15 protein-coding genes, 1 tRNA gene and 1 riboswitch are annotated in these 14,665 nt (G+C 59.9%); of the genes, 7 read left to right on the top strand and 9 right to left on the bottom strand.

The genetic code is table 11. The features are described 5' to 3' along the window. Positions 1-401: 401 nt before the first annotated feature. Complete coding sequence (gene fabG, locus NW842_RS13015; RefSeq protein ID WP_414418194.1) at positions 402-1,163, top strand: 3-oxoacyl-[acyl-carrier-protein] reductase; 762 nt, start codon at positions 402-404, stop codon at positions 1,161-1,163. Positions 1,164-1,168: 5 nt separating this feature from the next. Here the strand turns inward: fabG and NW842_RS13020 are convergent, their stop codons facing one another. The 6 genes from NW842_RS13020 to ssuE all read right to left on the bottom strand — a co-directional run bounded on the left by NW842_RS13020 (position 1,169) and on the right by ssuE (position 5,940). Further along, positions 1,169-2,812 (bottom strand): gamma-glutamyltransferase family protein, encoded by a 1,644-nt coding sequence (locus NW842_RS13020; protein WP_414418195.1) that lies wholly within the window; start codon positions 2,810-2,812, stop codon positions 1,169-1,171. 37 nt (positions 2,813-2,849) lie between these two features. Continuing rightward, positions 2,850-3,542: an HAD family hydrolase gene (locus NW842_RS13025; protein ID WP_414350024.1), complete on the bottom strand. Its 693-nt coding sequence runs from the start codon at positions 3,540-3,542 to the stop codon at positions 2,850-2,852. Positions 3,543-3,650: 108 nt separating this feature from the next. Further along, complete coding sequence (locus NW842_RS13030; RefSeq protein ID WP_414418196.1) at positions 3,651-4,304, bottom strand: YqiA/YcfP family alpha/beta fold hydrolase; 654 nt, start codon at positions 4,302-4,304, stop codon at positions 3,651-3,653. Between the two features lie 12 nt (positions 4,305-4,316). Then, positions 4,317-4,556 carry a preprotein translocase subunit SecG gene (gene secG / locus NW842_RS13035; RefSeq protein ID WP_011433676.1) on the bottom strand — a complete coding sequence of 80 codons (240 nt, stop codon included), beginning with the start codon at positions 4,554-4,556 and terminating at the stop codon, positions 4,317-4,319. A gap of 289 nt (positions 4,557-4,845) precedes the next feature. Next, complete coding sequence (locus NW842_RS13040) at positions 4,846-5,019, bottom strand: DUF4278 domain-containing protein (protein WP_414374634.1); 174 nt, start codon at positions 5,017-5,019, stop codon at positions 4,846-4,848. Between the two features lie 79 nt (positions 5,020-5,098). Then, positions 5,099-5,180: riboswitch (Glutamine riboswitch) on the bottom strand. A gap of 232 nt (positions 5,181-5,412) precedes the next feature. Further along, on the bottom strand, positions 5,413-5,940 hold the full coding sequence (gene ssuE, locus NW842_RS13045; RefSeq protein WP_414331394.1) for an NADPH-dependent FMN reductase: 528 nt from the start codon (positions 5,938-5,940) through the stop codon (positions 5,413-5,415). A gap of 236 nt (positions 5,941-6,176) precedes the next feature. Between ssuE and NW842_RS13050 the strand changes: the two genes are divergently transcribed. Next, positions 6,177-6,248, top strand: a tRNA-Gly gene (locus tag NW842_RS13050). A 143-nt stretch (positions 6,249-6,391) separates the two neighbouring features. Further along, positions 6,392-6,835 (top strand): DUF29 domain-containing protein, encoded by a 444-nt coding sequence (locus tag NW842_RS13055; protein WP_414350021.1) that lies wholly within the window; start codon positions 6,392-6,394, stop codon positions 6,833-6,835. A gap of 5 nt (positions 6,836-6,840) precedes the next feature. On the opposite strand, the gene nusB is transcribed toward NW842_RS13055, so the two are convergent. The 3 genes from nusB to NW842_RS13070 form a co-directional block, all read right to left on the bottom strand. Continuing rightward, complete coding sequence (gene nusB / locus NW842_RS13060; protein WP_414331399.1) at positions 6,841-7,716, bottom strand: transcription antitermination factor NusB; 876 nt, start codon at positions 7,714-7,716, stop codon at positions 6,841-6,843. 119 nt (positions 7,717-7,835) lie between these two features. Continuing rightward, entirely contained in the window at positions 7,836-9,995 is a 2,160-nt protein-coding gene (locus NW842_RS13065; protein WP_414418197.1) for an ATP-dependent helicase, read from the bottom strand. A gap of 11 nt (positions 9,996-10,006) precedes the next feature. Beyond that, complete coding sequence (locus NW842_RS13070) at positions 10,007-10,867, bottom strand: Cof-type HAD-IIB family hydrolase (RefSeq protein ID WP_414374632.1); 861 nt, start codon at positions 10,865-10,867, stop codon at positions 10,007-10,009. A gap of 214 nt (positions 10,868-11,081) precedes the next feature. Between NW842_RS13070 and NW842_RS13075 the strand changes: the two genes are divergently transcribed. From NW842_RS13075 to NW842_RS13090, 4 genes are all read left to right on the top strand, one after another. Continuing rightward, the gene (locus NW842_RS13075; RefSeq protein WP_414418198.1) at positions 11,082-12,035 is read left to right on the top strand and encodes a DUF1517 domain-containing protein; all 954 of its coding nucleotides are present in this window, start codon (positions 11,082-11,084) and stop codon (positions 12,033-12,035) included. A gap of 82 nt (positions 12,036-12,117) precedes the next feature. Beyond that, positions 12,118-12,873: a hypothetical protein gene (locus tag NW842_RS13080; protein WP_414330350.1), complete on the top strand. Its 756-nt coding sequence runs from the start codon at positions 12,118-12,120 to the stop codon at positions 12,871-12,873. Between the two features lie 76 nt (positions 12,874-12,949). Next, on the top strand, positions 12,950-13,720 hold the full coding sequence (locus NW842_RS13085) for a peptidylprolyl isomerase (protein WP_414418199.1): 771 nt from the start codon (positions 12,950-12,952) through the stop codon (positions 13,718-13,720). Positions 13,721-13,826: 106 nt separating this feature from the next. Beyond that, positions 13,827-14,552 carry a HEAT repeat domain-containing protein gene (locus NW842_RS13090; protein WP_414418200.1) on the top strand — a complete coding sequence of 242 codons (726 nt, stop codon included), beginning with the start codon at positions 13,827-13,829 and terminating at the stop codon, positions 14,550-14,552. Positions 14,553-14,665: the final 113 nt, after the last annotated feature.

The raw sequence follows: 14,665 nt of genomic DNA on the forward strand, positions 1-14,665 counted from the left end.
TTCTGCTTTGCTTTGGCTACCATGTTGGCAGACTCGAAAGTAAACAGAAAGATCAACTGGTAGTAATCCGTACTGAAAATATTAATTATACATTATTTTCAGTATAGTTGAGCTTATTATTGACTAGAGTCATGCTCTGCTGCAGCCTAGCCTTTGATCATAGTCCGGCTCTGCTCGCCCGTTGGTCTGGGAATCCGTCCGTCAACACATCTTGCGGGCAGGGTGACTGCACAGAGCCGTGGGATCCCTCCTGCCTATGCCGAAGGACTCCATCCAAGTAGCGCGAACGGCGGTTATGAGGGACGCAGCGCAAGCGATCGCAGGGAAGCCAGTGGCAACCAGAGGGCTCTAAAGCATCCTATACTGTTGCGGCTGTCCGAATCACGAGGAACCTGCCGCTTATGTCTGAGCTTCTCCCTTTGCCTTCCCTCCAAGACCGGGTGGCTGTGGTCACCGGAGCCAGCCGGGGCATTGGCCGGGCGATTGCCCTGCACCTGGGGGCCATTGGAGCAAAAGTGGCGATCAACTACGCCCGCTCCGCTGCCGAAGCCGAGTCTCTGGTGGAAGAGATCGCGGCCCTGGGGGGAGAAGGGATCCCTGTGGCCGCCGATGTGTCTTGCCCAGAGGCAGTGGAGGGCCTGTTTGCCCAGGTGATGGAGCGGTGGGGTCGGGTGGATGTGCTGGTGAACAATGCCGGCATGGCCCGCGACACCCTGCTGCTGCGCATGAAGCCAGAAGATTGGCAGGCGGTGCTGGATCTCAACCTGACGGGGGTCTTTCTCTGCCTAAAGGCAGCCGCCAAAATCATGGTAAAGCAGCGCCAGGGGCGCATCATCAACATCACCTCGGTGGTGGGCTTGGTGGGCAATACCGGCCAGGCCAACTACAGCGCCGCCAAAGCAGGGGTGGTGGGCCTCACCAAGACGGCAGCCCGGGAGCTGGCCAGTCGCAACATCACCGTCAACGCCGTAGCACCGGGGTTCATCACCACCCAAATGACCGAAAAGCTGGATCCCGGCCCGATTTTGGCGCAGATCCCCCTGGGGCGGCTGGGATCCCCGGCAGAAGTGGCGGGGCTGGTGCGTTTTTTGGCGGCAGATCCGGCGGCGGCCTACATCACGGGACAGGTTTTTGCCATCGATGGTGGCATGGTGATGAGCTAGGCACTCTACCACGCCAGGGCTAGGCCATCGGCACGGGGTTCGGAAGCCGCAATGAAGTGATCCCCATCCCGCAAGAGGATCTGTCCCCGGCCAAAAAGACCGCAATCCTCTTCTGCGTCCACCACCTGCACTGCATGGCCGCGGGCGGAGAGTTCGCGCACCACCTGGGGCGGCACCGTGCTCTCCAGGGCCACTTGCGGGATCCCCTGATCCCACAGCACTCGCCAGCGGGGCGCATCCAGAGCCGCCTGGGGGTTCAGGCCGTAATCCACCAAATTCACCACCACCTGCACATGGCCTTGGGGCTGCATTGCCCCCCCCATGACACCAAAAGGGCCGAGGGGGATCCCTTCTCTGGATAGAAAAGCGGGGATGATCGTGTGGTAGGGGCGCTTGCGGGGGCCCACCTGGTTGGGATGACCGGGCTCCAGGGTGAAACCCGTGCCGCGGTTGTGGAGAGCAATGCCCGTGCCCGGAACCAGCAGACCACTGCCGAAGCCATCGAAATTCGACTGAATCAAAGACACCATCAACTCCCTATCGGCTGCAGCCAGGTAAACCGTTCCCCCCTCCGGCAGCCCTGGCTGGGCCAGGGGGATCGCCTCCCTCCCGATCAACTGCCGCCGCCGCTGTGCATAAGCCTTATCCAGCATCTGGGCAGGACTGACCCGCACATACTCCGGATCCGCCACCTGTCGGCTCACATCGGCAAAGGCCAGCTTCATTGCCTCAATCTGCAGGTGATAGCGCTCGCCGGCATCGTAGGAGATCCGACCCAGCTCAAAACCCTCCAAAAGGTTGAGCGCCATCAAAGCGGCAATGCCCTGCCCGTTGGGGGGGATCTCCCAGACGGTGTAGCCGCGGTAATCTGTATGGATGGGTTCCACCCAATCGGCCTGGTGCTGGGCCAAGTCGGCGGGGGACAGGAAGCCGCCCGTGGCCTCCGAGAAAGCCAGCAACTTCTCCGCCAGCTCCCCCCGGTAAAAACTCTCACCCCCGCTGTGGGCAATGGCCTTCAGGGTTTGGGCATGCAGGGGGCTGCTCCAGCGCTCCCCAGCCCGTGGGGCACGCCCTTGGGGAAAGAAAACGGCCTTGAAGGCCTCGTGGCGGGGATCTGGCAGGGGCAAATAGATGGACTCCGCCGCCTGCCACAGTTGGGCCACCCGGGGAGAGACCGGAAATCCCTCTTGCGCCAGACGAAGGGCAGGCACAAACAGACGCTCGAACGGCAGCTTTCCCCAGCGCCGGTGCAAGGTCTGCCAAGCGGAAACTGCCCCCGGCACCGTCACCGCTAACCAATCGTAGGGGGGGATCCGCCCATGGTCCCGGTACCGCTCCGGCGTCAGGGCGGCTGGGCTGCGACCGGAAGCATTCAACCCGTACAGCCGACCCTCCTCCCCCCCCTCCCACACCAGAGCAAAGGCATCGCCGCCAATGCCATTGGAGGTTGGCTCCACCACCGTCAAAGCCACCGCCATTGCCACGGCTGCATCCACAGCATTGCCGCCCGCCCAGAACATCTCCATGCCCGCCATTGCCGCCAAAGGTTGGCTGGTGGCCACGGATCCCTGTCTGCCCATCACCACCCGTCGCCGCGAAGCAAACGGATAGCGATCCAGGGCCTGCCGCAAAAAAGTGGGTGCTGGCATATCGCTACGCGACGCTCTCGCGAATGGGCTGGGCTCCCTACACAGGCAGGTTATCGCTACGCGACGCTCTCGCGAACAGGAGTGCGGCCAACTCCGCAAAGCTGTCCACCACCACATCTGCCCCGGCGTGGCGCAGTTCCTCGGCGGTGAAAGCCGTGGTGAGGCCCACCGCAAAACAGCCAGCCCCCTTAGCGGCGCGGATCCCATGGGTAGAATCTTCAATCACCCAACACAACGCCGGATCCAACCCCACAGCGGCAGCCGTTTTCAGGTAAGGCTCTGGGTCGGGCTTGGCCCGCTGAATGTCTTCGGCGGTAATCACCGCGTCAAACCAGCGGTGCAGGTCGAAGCGCTGGAAAATCTGCGCTTGATCCCGGCGGATGGCCGAAGTGGTGACGGCCAGGGCAGAAAAGCGCTGGCGGCTGGCCGCCAAAAACTCCAGCACCCCCGGCACCAGGGGTACCTCTGCCAGCAGCTCGCCAAAAGCCTTGGCCTTTTCCTCGATCAAGCGCTGCACCAGCAGGGGCCGTTCTGCAGGTGGGGTGTCCGTCTGGTGTTGGACAAGGTACTCGAACATGTCGCGGTCGGTGCGCCCCTTGAACTGCAGGGAGATGGGGGCCAAATCCAGGGATAGGTGGCAGCGTTGCAGGGCAATGGCCCCGGCGCGGGCATGGATTGGTTCCGAATCCACAATCACCCCGTCCATATCGAAGAGCAAGCCGGCAGTCACGTCAGCCTTCCCCTGTTGTAGGCACAGCACTTTGGATTGCATAGACATTATCGCTACGCGACGCTTTCGCGAATGGGCAAGCACGGGACAGGGATCCTCTTAACAACCCTACTGCCCCGTCTCCATCCCCCACCCGCAGAAGCGGCTGGTGATCTGCCAGATGGGATCCAACACATCGGTCAGGGCGTGGTCACTCTCCACCGCCACCAGTTGGGCCCAGGGGCGACGGGCCACGTAGTCTCGGCTGGCTTGAATGGGGATGGTGTCGTCTTGGATCCCGTGCACAATTAGGGTGGGCACAGGCCGTCGTAACCCCCCATCCGGGTAGCGCTGGGCATCGGCGACAAAGCCGTACTCCAAAGGGAGAGGGCGGCCTTCTCCGTAGTGAAACACCATGAGTTGTCCGGTTCGCTGCCAAGTCTCCACCGCCTCTGCCCCCAGCCGCGGCAGCCAATGGCCTAAAAAGCCAAAAGCCGGCGCCAAGAGCACCAAGCGCTGCACGCAAGGTTGTCGTTCGGCAACCCAAGCAGCCACCACGCCCCCCAAGCTAGAGCCGATGAGGGTGACAGGGGGGTAGTTCATCTCGGCAAGCTGGCTGGAAACCTGCTGGATCTGGCGGGTCAAGGTGAGCTGGGCAAAATTGTCCTGGTTCAGATCAGGCACCTGAACAGGGATCCCCACCTGCTGCAGCCGCTGCCGAAAGAAAGTTGCCTTGGCCGACTGCGGCCCAGAGCCGAATCCATGCAGGTAAATCGCCAACACAGAAAGGGATCCCTATGGCCCTGTGGCTGCCGAGAGCCAGCCCGCCCCCAACACCACGCTGATGGAGAGGAAAAGGGTCGCTACCGTCCAGGTGATGCGGTTGAGGTTTTGCTCAGCACTCTTGGAGCTGGAGAACAGCTGGGCCTGCCCGCCAATGCCCGCCAACCCATCCCCCTTAGGGCTGTGCAGCAGCACCAAGATCACCAGCAAGATGGCCGAAGCCGACCAGAGAAACTCGAAAAACGCTTCCATCGCAGCGGATCCCTGTAGGGCAAGTTGCTAAGGCCATTATCGCTTGGAACCGCATCTTAGCGCACCCTGTCTCGGCATCGCTCCCATTTCAAACTCAACTCGTTCAAACTCAACTCGGCAGGCCCAGACCCATCTACTTGCTTCTCAGGTGGAACGGGTGCTGCTCCTTCTGGGGGTGTTGCTTTGCCTCAAAAAACGACCCCAAACGGGGCCGCTCGGTCTTTTCCGAATCTCTATGGAGATCTCCAGTGGATCCCCACCTCACCTACAAGGGCAAACAGTATTCACCTCAGTAGCTTACGCCCCGGTAGGTCAGGGGCTGATGAGGGTGAGGCATCGCTTTCTTGCTGGTGTGATGCGCCCAGAAGGTTTGACCGCGATACTGAGCCTGCAACTCCTCATCGCTGAGCTGAGTATGCGCAGGAACGTAGTCAAAGGTGTTGCCACGGAAAGAGAGTTTCATATATCGCCTCCATCAACGAAGGGTTGAGTTTGTTGTCGTTGGGCCCTACGCCACGGAAAGAGTGGCGCGATTCAGTTGAGGCGCGTTCCTTCGGGAAGACCCCTACTTCCGTCTCTGCACAGCTCCAGGCCACTGGTGAGCCAACTGCAGAGATGAACGATTTATCCTATGTCTGTATCATAACTTACGGTTTTGCAGGTTTTTTGGGGGATTTATAGAAATTTAATCCGGCCATACCCGCAAAAGGGATCCCTTGCTGTCGGCTCTTCCGCGGCTTCTCGGGCCTGACTGGGCAATCACCTATGCACTTTTCGGAATAGATTGCCGCAACCGGTTCCGGGCCCAGGGCACCAATCCCGTATTCGGCCAGTCTCCGCAAAATTCTGATTTCTTCTATTTCACCGCCTGCGCAAGTGCCTGCAGCCCTGCTCGCAGACGTTCCTCGATGTCGGCCTCTAGCTGTAGTGTTCCGGCAGCGTCCAACTGAATTTGAGAACTCAGGATATAAACCCCTCTCAGGATGTGGGTTGCCCCCATCACCGCCAGCACAGGTTTCATCGCAAAGTCGATGGACAGCAGATGGGCCAGGGTTCCCCCGGTGGCAATGGGGAGAATCACTTTACCGGTAAAGGCGTCTTGATCCAGCAAATCCAGCAGTGCCTTCAACACACCTGGATAGGAGGCTTTGTAAACGGGAGCAGAGATGACGATCCCGGTAGCTTGGGCCACCTTTTGCTGAATTGCCTTGAGTTGAGGGCTATCGAACTTGGCCAGCGCCAGATCCTCTGGGGGCAAATCCCGCACCGAAACAAACTGAGTGGTCAATCCCAGATCGGACAGGATCCCGGCAGCGTGATGTAAAACGGCTTCTGAGCGAGAAGGAGTGCTGGGACTACCGGAGAGCAGGAGGATGCTGGACATAGGCCGCAGACAGAATACTGTCTCAGTTGTACCAGGGATCCCACGTGAAAGATGATTAACCCACTCTCGCCCTGCCCCAGCATGCACGATAGCTTTGTCTCTCGACGTCATTCCCTGCTGGTCAAATTGCGGGCAAAATATGCCCCCCCCCAACTCCCCACCTACTCAAGGGGTCGGGAACGTGATAGGTTAGATTCAGCAAGGGTTTCAGCTTGCTAAACTTGAGATTGATTTACGCGGGCGTAGTTCAGTGGTAGAACGCTAGCTTCCCAAGCTGGATGTCGTGAGTTCGAGTCTCATCGCCCGCTTTCCCCAACCAACTGGCAAAACCCGCTTTCCGCAAGCATTCCCGGGCTTGGCCTAGTCCGGGAAATCAATGAGCTCAAGGTAAAAAGGGGTAGTTCGGGGTCAGTAAGATCTCCTTGGCCAGTGCCCAGTTAGGCAATGAAGCATGCAACTTTACGAGTACGACTTCTATGCCTGGACGCAAAAGCAAGCCGCACTGCTGAAATCGGGGCAGTGGGATCAACTGGATATCGCCAACTTGGTGGAGGAAATCGAGGCTTTGGGCAGGCAAGAACGCCGGGAATTGCTGCACCGGCTGGGGATCCTGGTAGGGCATTTGCTGAGGTGGCAATTGCAACCCCACCTGCGAGGCAAAAGTTGGCGGGCAACGATTACCGAACAACGCCGCCAGATCCAGCGATTGCTCAGAGACAGTCCCAGCCTCAAGCCCGATCTTTCGGCAGCCCTGCAAGAGGCTCACCAGGACGGGATCCTGTTGGTGGTGAGAGAAACGCCATTGTCTGAAGCAGATCTGCCTGCCCAGTGTCCCTACACATTTGAGCAGGTGATGGATCCCGACTTTTATCCTGGCAAGGAAGATCCCCAGTGATCTGCTCAGCCCCCGGAACCAGAACCAGGGAGGGAGGGATCCCGACCCCGGTGGGTCTCCATCTGGCTGTCCACTACCCGTCGCAGCACTCCGTTGACGAAAGCGGCGGCCTCAGGATCCCCGTATTTTTTGGCCAATTCTACAGCTTCGTTGATGGCAACCTTCACGGGGCTGCTGGCCAGTATTTCCATCTCCACCACCGCCAGGCGCAGGATATCTCGTTCGATCCGACCAACCCGCTGCAATTGCCAACCCACCAAAGCCTTTTGCAAACGAGCATCAATCGCCTCCTTGTGGGTTCGCAGGGCAGTTAACAGTTGCAAAGCGTAGGCGCGCACTTCTTGGGATTGGGCAATGTACAACAGTTCCGGCATGGACAGGGCAACGCCCACCCGGTTGACTGCTCTTTGGGACAACTGGACAACCTCATCCAAGATGTGGCGGACGCTGTGCAGCCGCTGTTCCAGGTGTTCTAAGGCTTGGCCGGCGTTGCCGAGGGCCACTTGCACCTGCTGGATTAGCTCCAGCAATTCCCCCCGTAAGGCATTGGGGTCAGGAACGTCCGCCTCCTTCAGAGTGATTTCCAGGCGCTGCAGGTGTCGTTGGGCCTGCTGAAGGCGGAGGGTGACGGAGCGGGATCCACCCTCTTCCTTGGGATCCGAATCGGCCAACAATAGAGGATCGCTCTCGTGCAACAAACGGTCGCTGCGCTGGATTTCCGCCGCCGCTGTGGAGAGGGTTTCATGGGTCTCTTCACTCAGGGCGCGGATGGCTGCCAGCAGCAAGTCCTCCAGTTGTTTTTCGCTCAGTTTGGCCGCCGTGGCTGGCAGTTGATTGACCCCCAGCAGGGCCAGTTCGCGGGCAATACGCCGAGGTTGCATTGCAGAATATCCATAGCTTCTGAAAGACTGCCCCATTGCCGCAAGGCGGCGCGCAAGCGCTATCGGGCTTAGCCATGCTAGCAGGTTGCCAATCCATGAAGAACGAGAGACTCACCCGGTCAACCGGCCCTAAAACTGCGACTTAACACCCGAAACACCAAAGATGAACTCTGCTCTGTGCCAAAGCGAGATTGGCTGGATACCGAGAGGGTGAGCCGTCGTTTGCTGCGGGTGATGCCCACATACAGCAGCCGCAGCCGCTCCGCTGCCAAGTCCAAAAAGGCTTGCTTGGTGGCAGAGTCGGCCTGCAGCTCCCAGCCGCCTTTGGGGCTGAGCTGTCGCAACTGAGCCAGGGCCTCTGCCTGCATATCCACTTCATCCAAAAACTTCAGCCCCAGGGTTCGCTCCCCGTACTGGGTGGGAAACTCGTAGGCCGACACCTGGGGGATGAACACCTGATCCCATTCCAGCCCCTTGGCCCGATGCAGAGTCGTGACAGTGATGCTGCCCGGCTCGGGGTCGAAGGCGAAGATCTCCGAAGGCAAGTTGTTGAGGCGGTGATCCAGAATCACTTGAAATTCTTGGGCGATCTCCTGCCAATCGGTTTCGGGCAGGGATCCCAGCACCTGCTCCAGCTGATCGATTACATAGCGACCCACAAACAGCTCTTCCGGCTTGCGGTAGAGGCTTTGAACGATCACATTCAGCACCTCCGGCCAAGGGGAGCGCCCGGCCCGGAGCCAACCGGCAAGGGTGCGCAGCAGCCTGCCCAAGTTCTGCCAAGGCGGGCCATCGGGCAGAGCGGGAGCCTCACCAAAGTTGGGAAATAGCAGCCGCTCCGGCAGAGAGGCGCGGATCCAGCTCAACATCGGTCCCAGTTCAGCACGTGGGATCCCCGCCCAATCCGCCAAGCAATCCACAGCAGCAGCCAAGCGAGTGGGGGCAGTGGGCTGGGCAAACCAGTCGATGATTCCCTTGAGCTGCAACAACACCCGCCGCTGACTGGGACTGCCCCGCAACAGATCGATCACCCGCTCCGCTCCCATTTCCTGGAGATAGCTGAGGGCCTTGCCCCCCATTTCGTTGGTGGTGACCAGAATGGCCACCGTTTGGCCGGGAAAAGCTTGGGTGGCTGCAATGGCCTGCCGCGCTACCTGTTGCAGCTCCTCCTCCGGGGATCCGACGACCCGCAGAAAGTCCACACCACCCTCGCTGGCCGGGGGGTTTTGGCCACCGGAGGTGGCCAGTTGAATGGGCTGGGGGGCCAGAGCGGTGCGCAAAGCCGGGATGGGGTGCTGCTGATTCACCCACTCCACCAGGCGGTTGGCCAAAGCGATGATCTGGGGGGCGCTGCGGCTGGATTCATCCAAGAGCACCACCTGAGGACTGGCCTGGCAAAAGGCGCGAAACAGCCGCGGCTCGGCGCTGGTAAAGGTGCCCATGATGCTCTGGTTGGGATCCCCCACCCGCACCAGGTTGCCGGTGCGTTGGCTGAGCAGCCGCAGCAGCTCTTCCTGCAGGGGGGAACTGTCTTGGGCCTCATCCTCGAACAGGTAGTCGTACCAGTTCTGCACCTGCTCCCGCAGCTCCGGACTGCCCTCGATCAAATCCACTGCTTGCCAGCCCAGGTCGTCGTAGTCTAACTTGCCCAGGCGACGCAATTCCGCTTGATAACCGGCGTAGATGGGAGCAGCCCAGCCCAGATAGCCCTCGCTGGGGATCACTTCTGGCCCCAGGCGCAGATTCTTGGCCCTGCTGATGACCACCTGCACCATCTGCTGGAAACTGCGCCGGAACTGGGCTCGGTTTTGGGCGATCTTTTGCGGGTTGTTGTCGCCGGGGATCAGCGTCTCCCAGAGCTGAGTATGGCGGACGAGCCAAGCGCGGCACAGGCGGCTGAGCAACCGCTCCTGTTCGTATCCCTCCAAAATAGACAGCTCCTCCCAACGGCTGGGGGCCTCCCGCAACACCCGCAACGACAAAGAATGCAGGGTAAAGGCCTGGGTAAAGCGATCCGGATACCCCGCCCGTTGCAAACGTTGATTGATGCGGCTGATCAAGTTGCCCCGCGCCGAACGCATGTAGGTGAACACCCCGATGCGCTCCGGTGGGATCCCCCGATTGAGAATTAAATCGGCGATCAACAGCTCCAGAATAAAGGTCTTGCCGCTCCCCGGAACGGCGGCGATCCCCAGCGGCCCCGATTGGTAGGCCAACGCCTGTTGCTGCGCCGGACGCAGGGTGACCTCAGGAAAGGGAGAAGAAGCCAGACCCAGCATGGGATCCCTGCCTAGCTGAGGATGAAGGTCTCGATGGCTGCCGCCACCCCGTCTTCTGCCACAGGAGGGGCAATCCAATCGGCATGGGGCAAGAGAGCTGGCGAGGCATTTCCCATCGCCACCCCGATCCCCGCATACCGCAGCATCTCAATGTCGTTGTCGCCATCGCCAATGGCCATCACCTGCTCCGCCGACAACCCCAGCATTTCCTCGGCCAAAAAACGAACGGCATTGCCCTTGTTCACCGCCGGATGGGTAGCCTCCAGAAAAATTGGCTCCGAACGGGTGAGATAGAGCTGCTCAGGGGAATACCGCCGCCGCAGGGATCCCTGCAATTCCTGCAGGAACTCGGTATCCTCAGAAACAGCCAGGATCTTGGTGGGGCTTCGTCCGTATTGGGCGGAAGAGAACATCTGGAACGGCACCTGAGAGCGCTCAGCATAGGCCTGACTGAGAGGGCTCAGCTCCCGTAAGTAGAGCTGGTCATCGATGTAGAGGTGAACCCCCACCGGCTGATCCTGCAACGCTTGCAACAACTCCTCGGCCAGCGGCCAGTCCAGGCTCCAGTGCTTTAGGGTCTTTTGGCTATCGGGATCCCGAATTAAAGCCCCCTGGTAGCTGCATAGGGGCATATCGGCCCCAATCGCGTAGTGGAACCGCTCGGCAGAACGATGCATGCGACCCGTAGCGATGGCTACTCGCACCCCTGCTGCTTTGGCCTTCTGAATGGCCTCCCGAACCGGCTCTGAAACCTGGTTGGAAGGCCCGGCAATCGTGCCATCGATATCCACCACCAACAGCCGAATCTGGGCACGGGGTGGAGAAGATGCCCGCTCTCTTTCCTCGGCTTGGACGTTAGCCTGAGTTTGCATTGCTGTTGTTTGCCCTCCTCCTGGCAACCTTCCAGACCGTAGCATGGCTCTGCCTCGATTGGTTGACGGTCATTGGCCGGCTCAGTACACAAATCAGTACACAAAGAATCAACACAGAAGAATTGAACAAGTGAGATGGCCGGGTGGGGGATCGGTTTCCGCCCCTATTCCCGCCAACGAGAAAGCGTAGAATTAAGTAAAGACTAGCCCCGTGATGGACGAAAACATTGTGATCATGCTGAAACGAATCGGTCGCGTCTGCCGGCCTCTGCTGGCTATTGCCCTGGCCTTGACCTTGGCCCTGGCTCCCATAGGCGCTGTTTGGGCACGCAGTGGCGGTCGCATTGGCGGCGGATCTTTCCGGTCTCCGACGTTCTCTGCCCCCCGCTCGATTGGCCCGCACTACTCAGCTCCTGTCTACCCCAGCTATGGAGGCGGCTTTGGTTTTCCGCTGCTGGTGCCCTTTTTCTGGGGAGGGGGGGGTGGCGGCCTGCTGACGCTGCTGCTCTTGGTTGGGGCAGGTAGCTTTTTGGTGCAGACGCTGCGCTCGGGGATCAGATCCGAAGAAGGGGACGATAGCATTGGGGTTCGCGATCCCCAGGTAACTGTTGCGCAGGTAAAAGTGGGACTGCTGGCCAGCGCCCGGCAACTGCAAAAAGACATGAACGCCCTGGCTCTGGAGGCGGATACTCAGTCGCCGGAAGGGCTGAGCCAACTGTTGCAAGAGGTCACTCTTGGCTTGATGCGCTACAGCGACTACTGGGCCTATGGCCATGCCCAAGCCGACAGGCTGCCCTTGTCTCGCGCCGAATCCCTGTTCTACCAAGCCTCCTTGCAAGAGCGCAGCAAGTTCAGCATCGAAAGCCTCAGCAACCGCAACAACCAGATCCAACAAGTCTCCCAAGCGGCGCTGCAGCGATCTGCTGCTGGGATCCCAGATATCGGCGAGTACCTGCTGGTAACTCTACTGGTTGCGTATCGTGGTAACTTGGGTACACTACCTGTAGTTAACTCCATGGCGGATCTGCGGCAGTGCCTGTTGCAGCTGGCTTCGATTCCGGCAGATCGGATTGTGGCCATCGAAGTGCTGTGGACGCCGCAGTTGGAGGGAGACACCCTGTCGGCAGAGGCGCTGTTGACCGAGTACCCGGAAATGCGGCTCCTTTGAGAGCCTTTGGGCGATAGACGGCAACTGTTGGCTGAGTGTCTCAACTCCTCGGGATCCCCGCCGCTCAGGCTAGGGAGGTTGTATGTCCGGGTTAGATGCTTCAGCGGGCAGAGGCCGTCGTTCCCCTTGGGCATGGTCTGGCCAAGTCAAGCAGGCAGATTCTCTGTTGGATGAGCTGTTCGAGGATTTGGAGAACAGCTTGGAAGAGGGGCTGTCAGAAGCCGGCGAATATCCTTACCTCGGCACACGGCCCCCACTGCCTTCCCGGCGCTTCTCTGCTGCCGGAGGATTACTGCTGGGTATGGCTTTGGCCGCTACCTTGGTGGCAGGGCTGGCTTTCTGGATGACCCTGCGCCCGCGGGCGGTGGTTTTTTCGCAGGCCACTCGGGATCCCTTGGCTGAGGCACCCAATTCTTCCCATTCCGATGCTCACCAGGAGCCCTTGCTTCCCACTGCTGCTGATGTGGATGAAAACCCCAAAGCTCCACCTGAGGATTCTGCAAAGGCTGTCTTGGTCGAACCGGCAAAACCGCCGACTGTTGCCGCTCCTCTTGCTTCAAGAGGGGCTGGTCTTCCCTCTCCCCCCAGGGTACCTGCGCCTCCGGTGCCAGCGCGGATCCCACCCCAGCCTCTGCCGCAGATGAAGCTGGTGGGATTGATCCACGATCCAGGTGCCCCCAAGGCTCTGATTTTGATCGACAACGTAGTACGTCAGGTGGCTGTTGGCCATGCGGTGAAAGCAGAGTGGCGGGTTACCTCCATCAGCCCCTACGGTGTGAGGGTGAGCAATGGCGCTCAAAGCGTCACCTTGCAGTTGGGACTGTCGCAGCGGATCTGAATCACCTGGATAGGGATCCCTGCTGGGTTGAGCAGCGCCTGGAGGGTGGGAGATTGGATTGAAGGAGAAGGGGCAGATGAAATTCGCCAAGCCGGGGCGAATAAACCGCTGCAGAGTGAGAGCGGGCTTGGTTTTGGCGTACCTCTGTCTTGGCCTGTCCGCTTGTCGCAGCACACCCCCCTTGTCAGAATCCCCCTCTGGGATCCCGGCGGCCTATGCTAGCCGCCCGCAACTGCAAGGGAAGGCAGTGGTGGAGATGGAGGTGCAAACTGCTGAGGGGGTAGGCAAGGTGATCTTGGCGATCCACGGGGAAGCGGCACCCCTGACCGGCGGCCAGTTCGTGGATTTGGTTCAGCGGGGCTTTTACAATGGCCTCACCTTCCATCGGGTGGAAAAGGATCCGCAGCCTTTTGTGGTGCAGGGTGGGGATCCCCGTGGTGACGGTACAGGGGGTGCAACAGAGCCGGGGAGCAACCGCCTGCGCACCATCCCCCTGGAAATTCAGCTGCGTGGGGAACCCTACCCCCGCTACAACACCTTGATCCAGGATCCCGCTGCTCTGAGTAAGTTGCTCTTGCCCCATCGTTTGGGGGCGGTGGCCATGGCCCGTTCTAGCCCACTTGACTCAGCCTCTTCCCAGTTTTACATCACCCTCGCTGCTCTGCCGATTTTGGACGGGCGCTATGCCGTGTTCGGCTACGTCACCGAGGGGATGGAGTGGGTGGAGCGCATCCAGGTGGGAGATGTGATCCGCTCGGCGCGGGTGTTGGAAGGAGCGCACTTGCTTAGGGTGCCGGGATCCCAACCGGAAAGAGCAGATCAGATGGAGGATCCCGGCAGTTTATGATGGGCAGCAACTCTGCTGCTGGTTTGGTTGTTGTGGCTCTGGCTTTTGCCTTGAGGAAGGGCAAGTTTTGCCCTCGTCCCCTCCGCCAACACCTGGGCACCCTTTCATGCAAGAAGACGCTTTTTCCCCCCTTGAGCCCCTAGACGAGCTGCCACCTCACTCACCGCCGGAGGTGGATGTGGAGCTGATGCTGCAGCAGTTGCAGGATCCGGATCCCTATTTGCGGATGCAGGCGGCCCGCGCCTTCTGTGAGATCGAAGAACCCCGCGCCGTTAAACCCCTGCTGGCCCTAGTCCGGGATCCCTGCCCGTTGGTGCGGGTGGGAGCGGCCTATGCTCTAGGTCGGAATCCGGATCCCGCTGAGGTGGAGGTGCTGATCGAGGGCTTGCGCTGGGATTGGAACGGCTATGTGCGCAAAGGCTTGGTGTGGGCGTTGGGCAATGCCAAGGATCCGCGGGCGTACCCGGTGTTGCTGGAAGTGTTGGCCGGGGATATCGCGGCAGTGCGATTGTGGGCTGCCAGTGCCCTCGGACAATTGGCTCAGGCGCAGGCGTTGCCCGGCCCGGCATTGGATGAGGTGGTCGCAGCTCTCTGCCGGGGTTTGGCTCAAGATCCAATCGCGGCGGTACGCGGCAACTGTGCCTGGAGCTTGGGGATCCTGGGGCAACAGGTGAAACTGGCTCTCGAGGATCCCATTGTTTACACGATGCTAACAAGGCAATTGCTGACCAGCGCCAGTCGCGATCCCGATTGGGGGGTGCGGGATGACGCGCGGCTTGCCCTACAAAAGTTGGCGGATCCCGATTTGCTGGAGCATGACTCTAGTCAATAATAAGCTCAACTATACTGAAAATAATGTATAATATGCTCAGTACGGATTACTACCAGTTGATCTTTCTGTTTACTTTCGAGTCTGCCAACATGGTAGCCAAAGCAAAGCAGAAA

The sequence above is a fragment of the Synechococcus sp. R55.4 genome, assembly GCF_047461935.1.
In the GTDB taxonomy this organism is placed as follows: domain Bacteria; phylum Cyanobacteriota; class Cyanobacteriia; order Thermostichales; family Thermostichaceae; genus Thermostichus.

What these genes read in the sequence shown, in the direction of transcription:
- nusB (WP_414331399.1), bottom strand. Translation starts at nt 7,716, where the DNA reads ATGCAACCTCGGCGTATTGCCCGCGAACTGGCCCTGCTGGGGGTCAAT.
- NW842_RS13085 (WP_414418199.1), top strand. Translation starts at nt 12,950, where the DNA reads ATGAAATTCGCCAAGCCGGGGCGAATAAACCGCTGCAGAGTGAGAGCG.
- NW842_RS13065 (WP_414418197.1), bottom strand. Translation starts at nt 9,995, where the DNA reads ATGCTGGGTCTGGCTTCTTCTCCCTTTCCTGAGGTCACCCTGCGTCCG.
- NW842_RS13080 (WP_414330350.1), top strand. Translation starts at nt 12,118, where the DNA reads ATGTCCGGGTTAGATGCTTCAGCGGGCAGAGGCCGTCGTTCCCCTTGG.
- ssuE (WP_414331394.1), bottom strand. Translation starts at nt 5,940, where the DNA reads ATGTCCAGCATCCTCCTGCTCTCCGGTAGTCCCAGCACTCCTTCTCGC.
- NW842_RS13040 (WP_414374634.1), bottom strand. Translation starts at nt 5,019, where the DNA reads ATGAAACTCTCTTTCCGTGGCAACACCTTTGACTACGTTCCTGCGCAT.
- NW842_RS13055 (WP_414350021.1), top strand. Translation starts at nt 6,392, where the DNA reads ATGCAACTTTACGAGTACGACTTCTATGCCTGGACGCAAAAGCAAGCC.
- NW842_RS13020 (WP_414418195.1), bottom strand. Translation starts at nt 2,812, where the DNA reads ATGCCAGCACCCACTTTTTTGCGGCAGGCCCTGGATCGCTATCCGTTT.
- NW842_RS13090 (WP_414418200.1), top strand. Translation starts at nt 13,827, where the DNA reads ATGCAAGAAGACGCTTTTTCCCCCCTTGAGCCCCTAGACGAGCTGCCA.
- NW842_RS13070 (WP_414374632.1), bottom strand. Translation starts at nt 10,867, where the DNA reads ATGCAAACTCAGGCTAACGTCCAAGCCGAGGAAAGAGAGCGGGCATCT.
- fabG (WP_414418194.1), top strand. Translation starts at nt 402, where the DNA reads ATGTCTGAGCTTCTCCCTTTGCCTTCCCTCCAAGACCGGGTGGCTGTG.
- NW842_RS13075 (WP_414418198.1), top strand. Translation starts at nt 11,082, where the DNA reads ATGGACGAAAACATTGTGATCATGCTGAAACGAATCGGTCGCGTCTGC.
- secG (WP_011433676.1), bottom strand. Translation starts at nt 4,556, where the DNA reads ATGGAAGCGTTTTTCGAGTTTCTCTGGTCGGCTTCGGCCATCTTGCTG.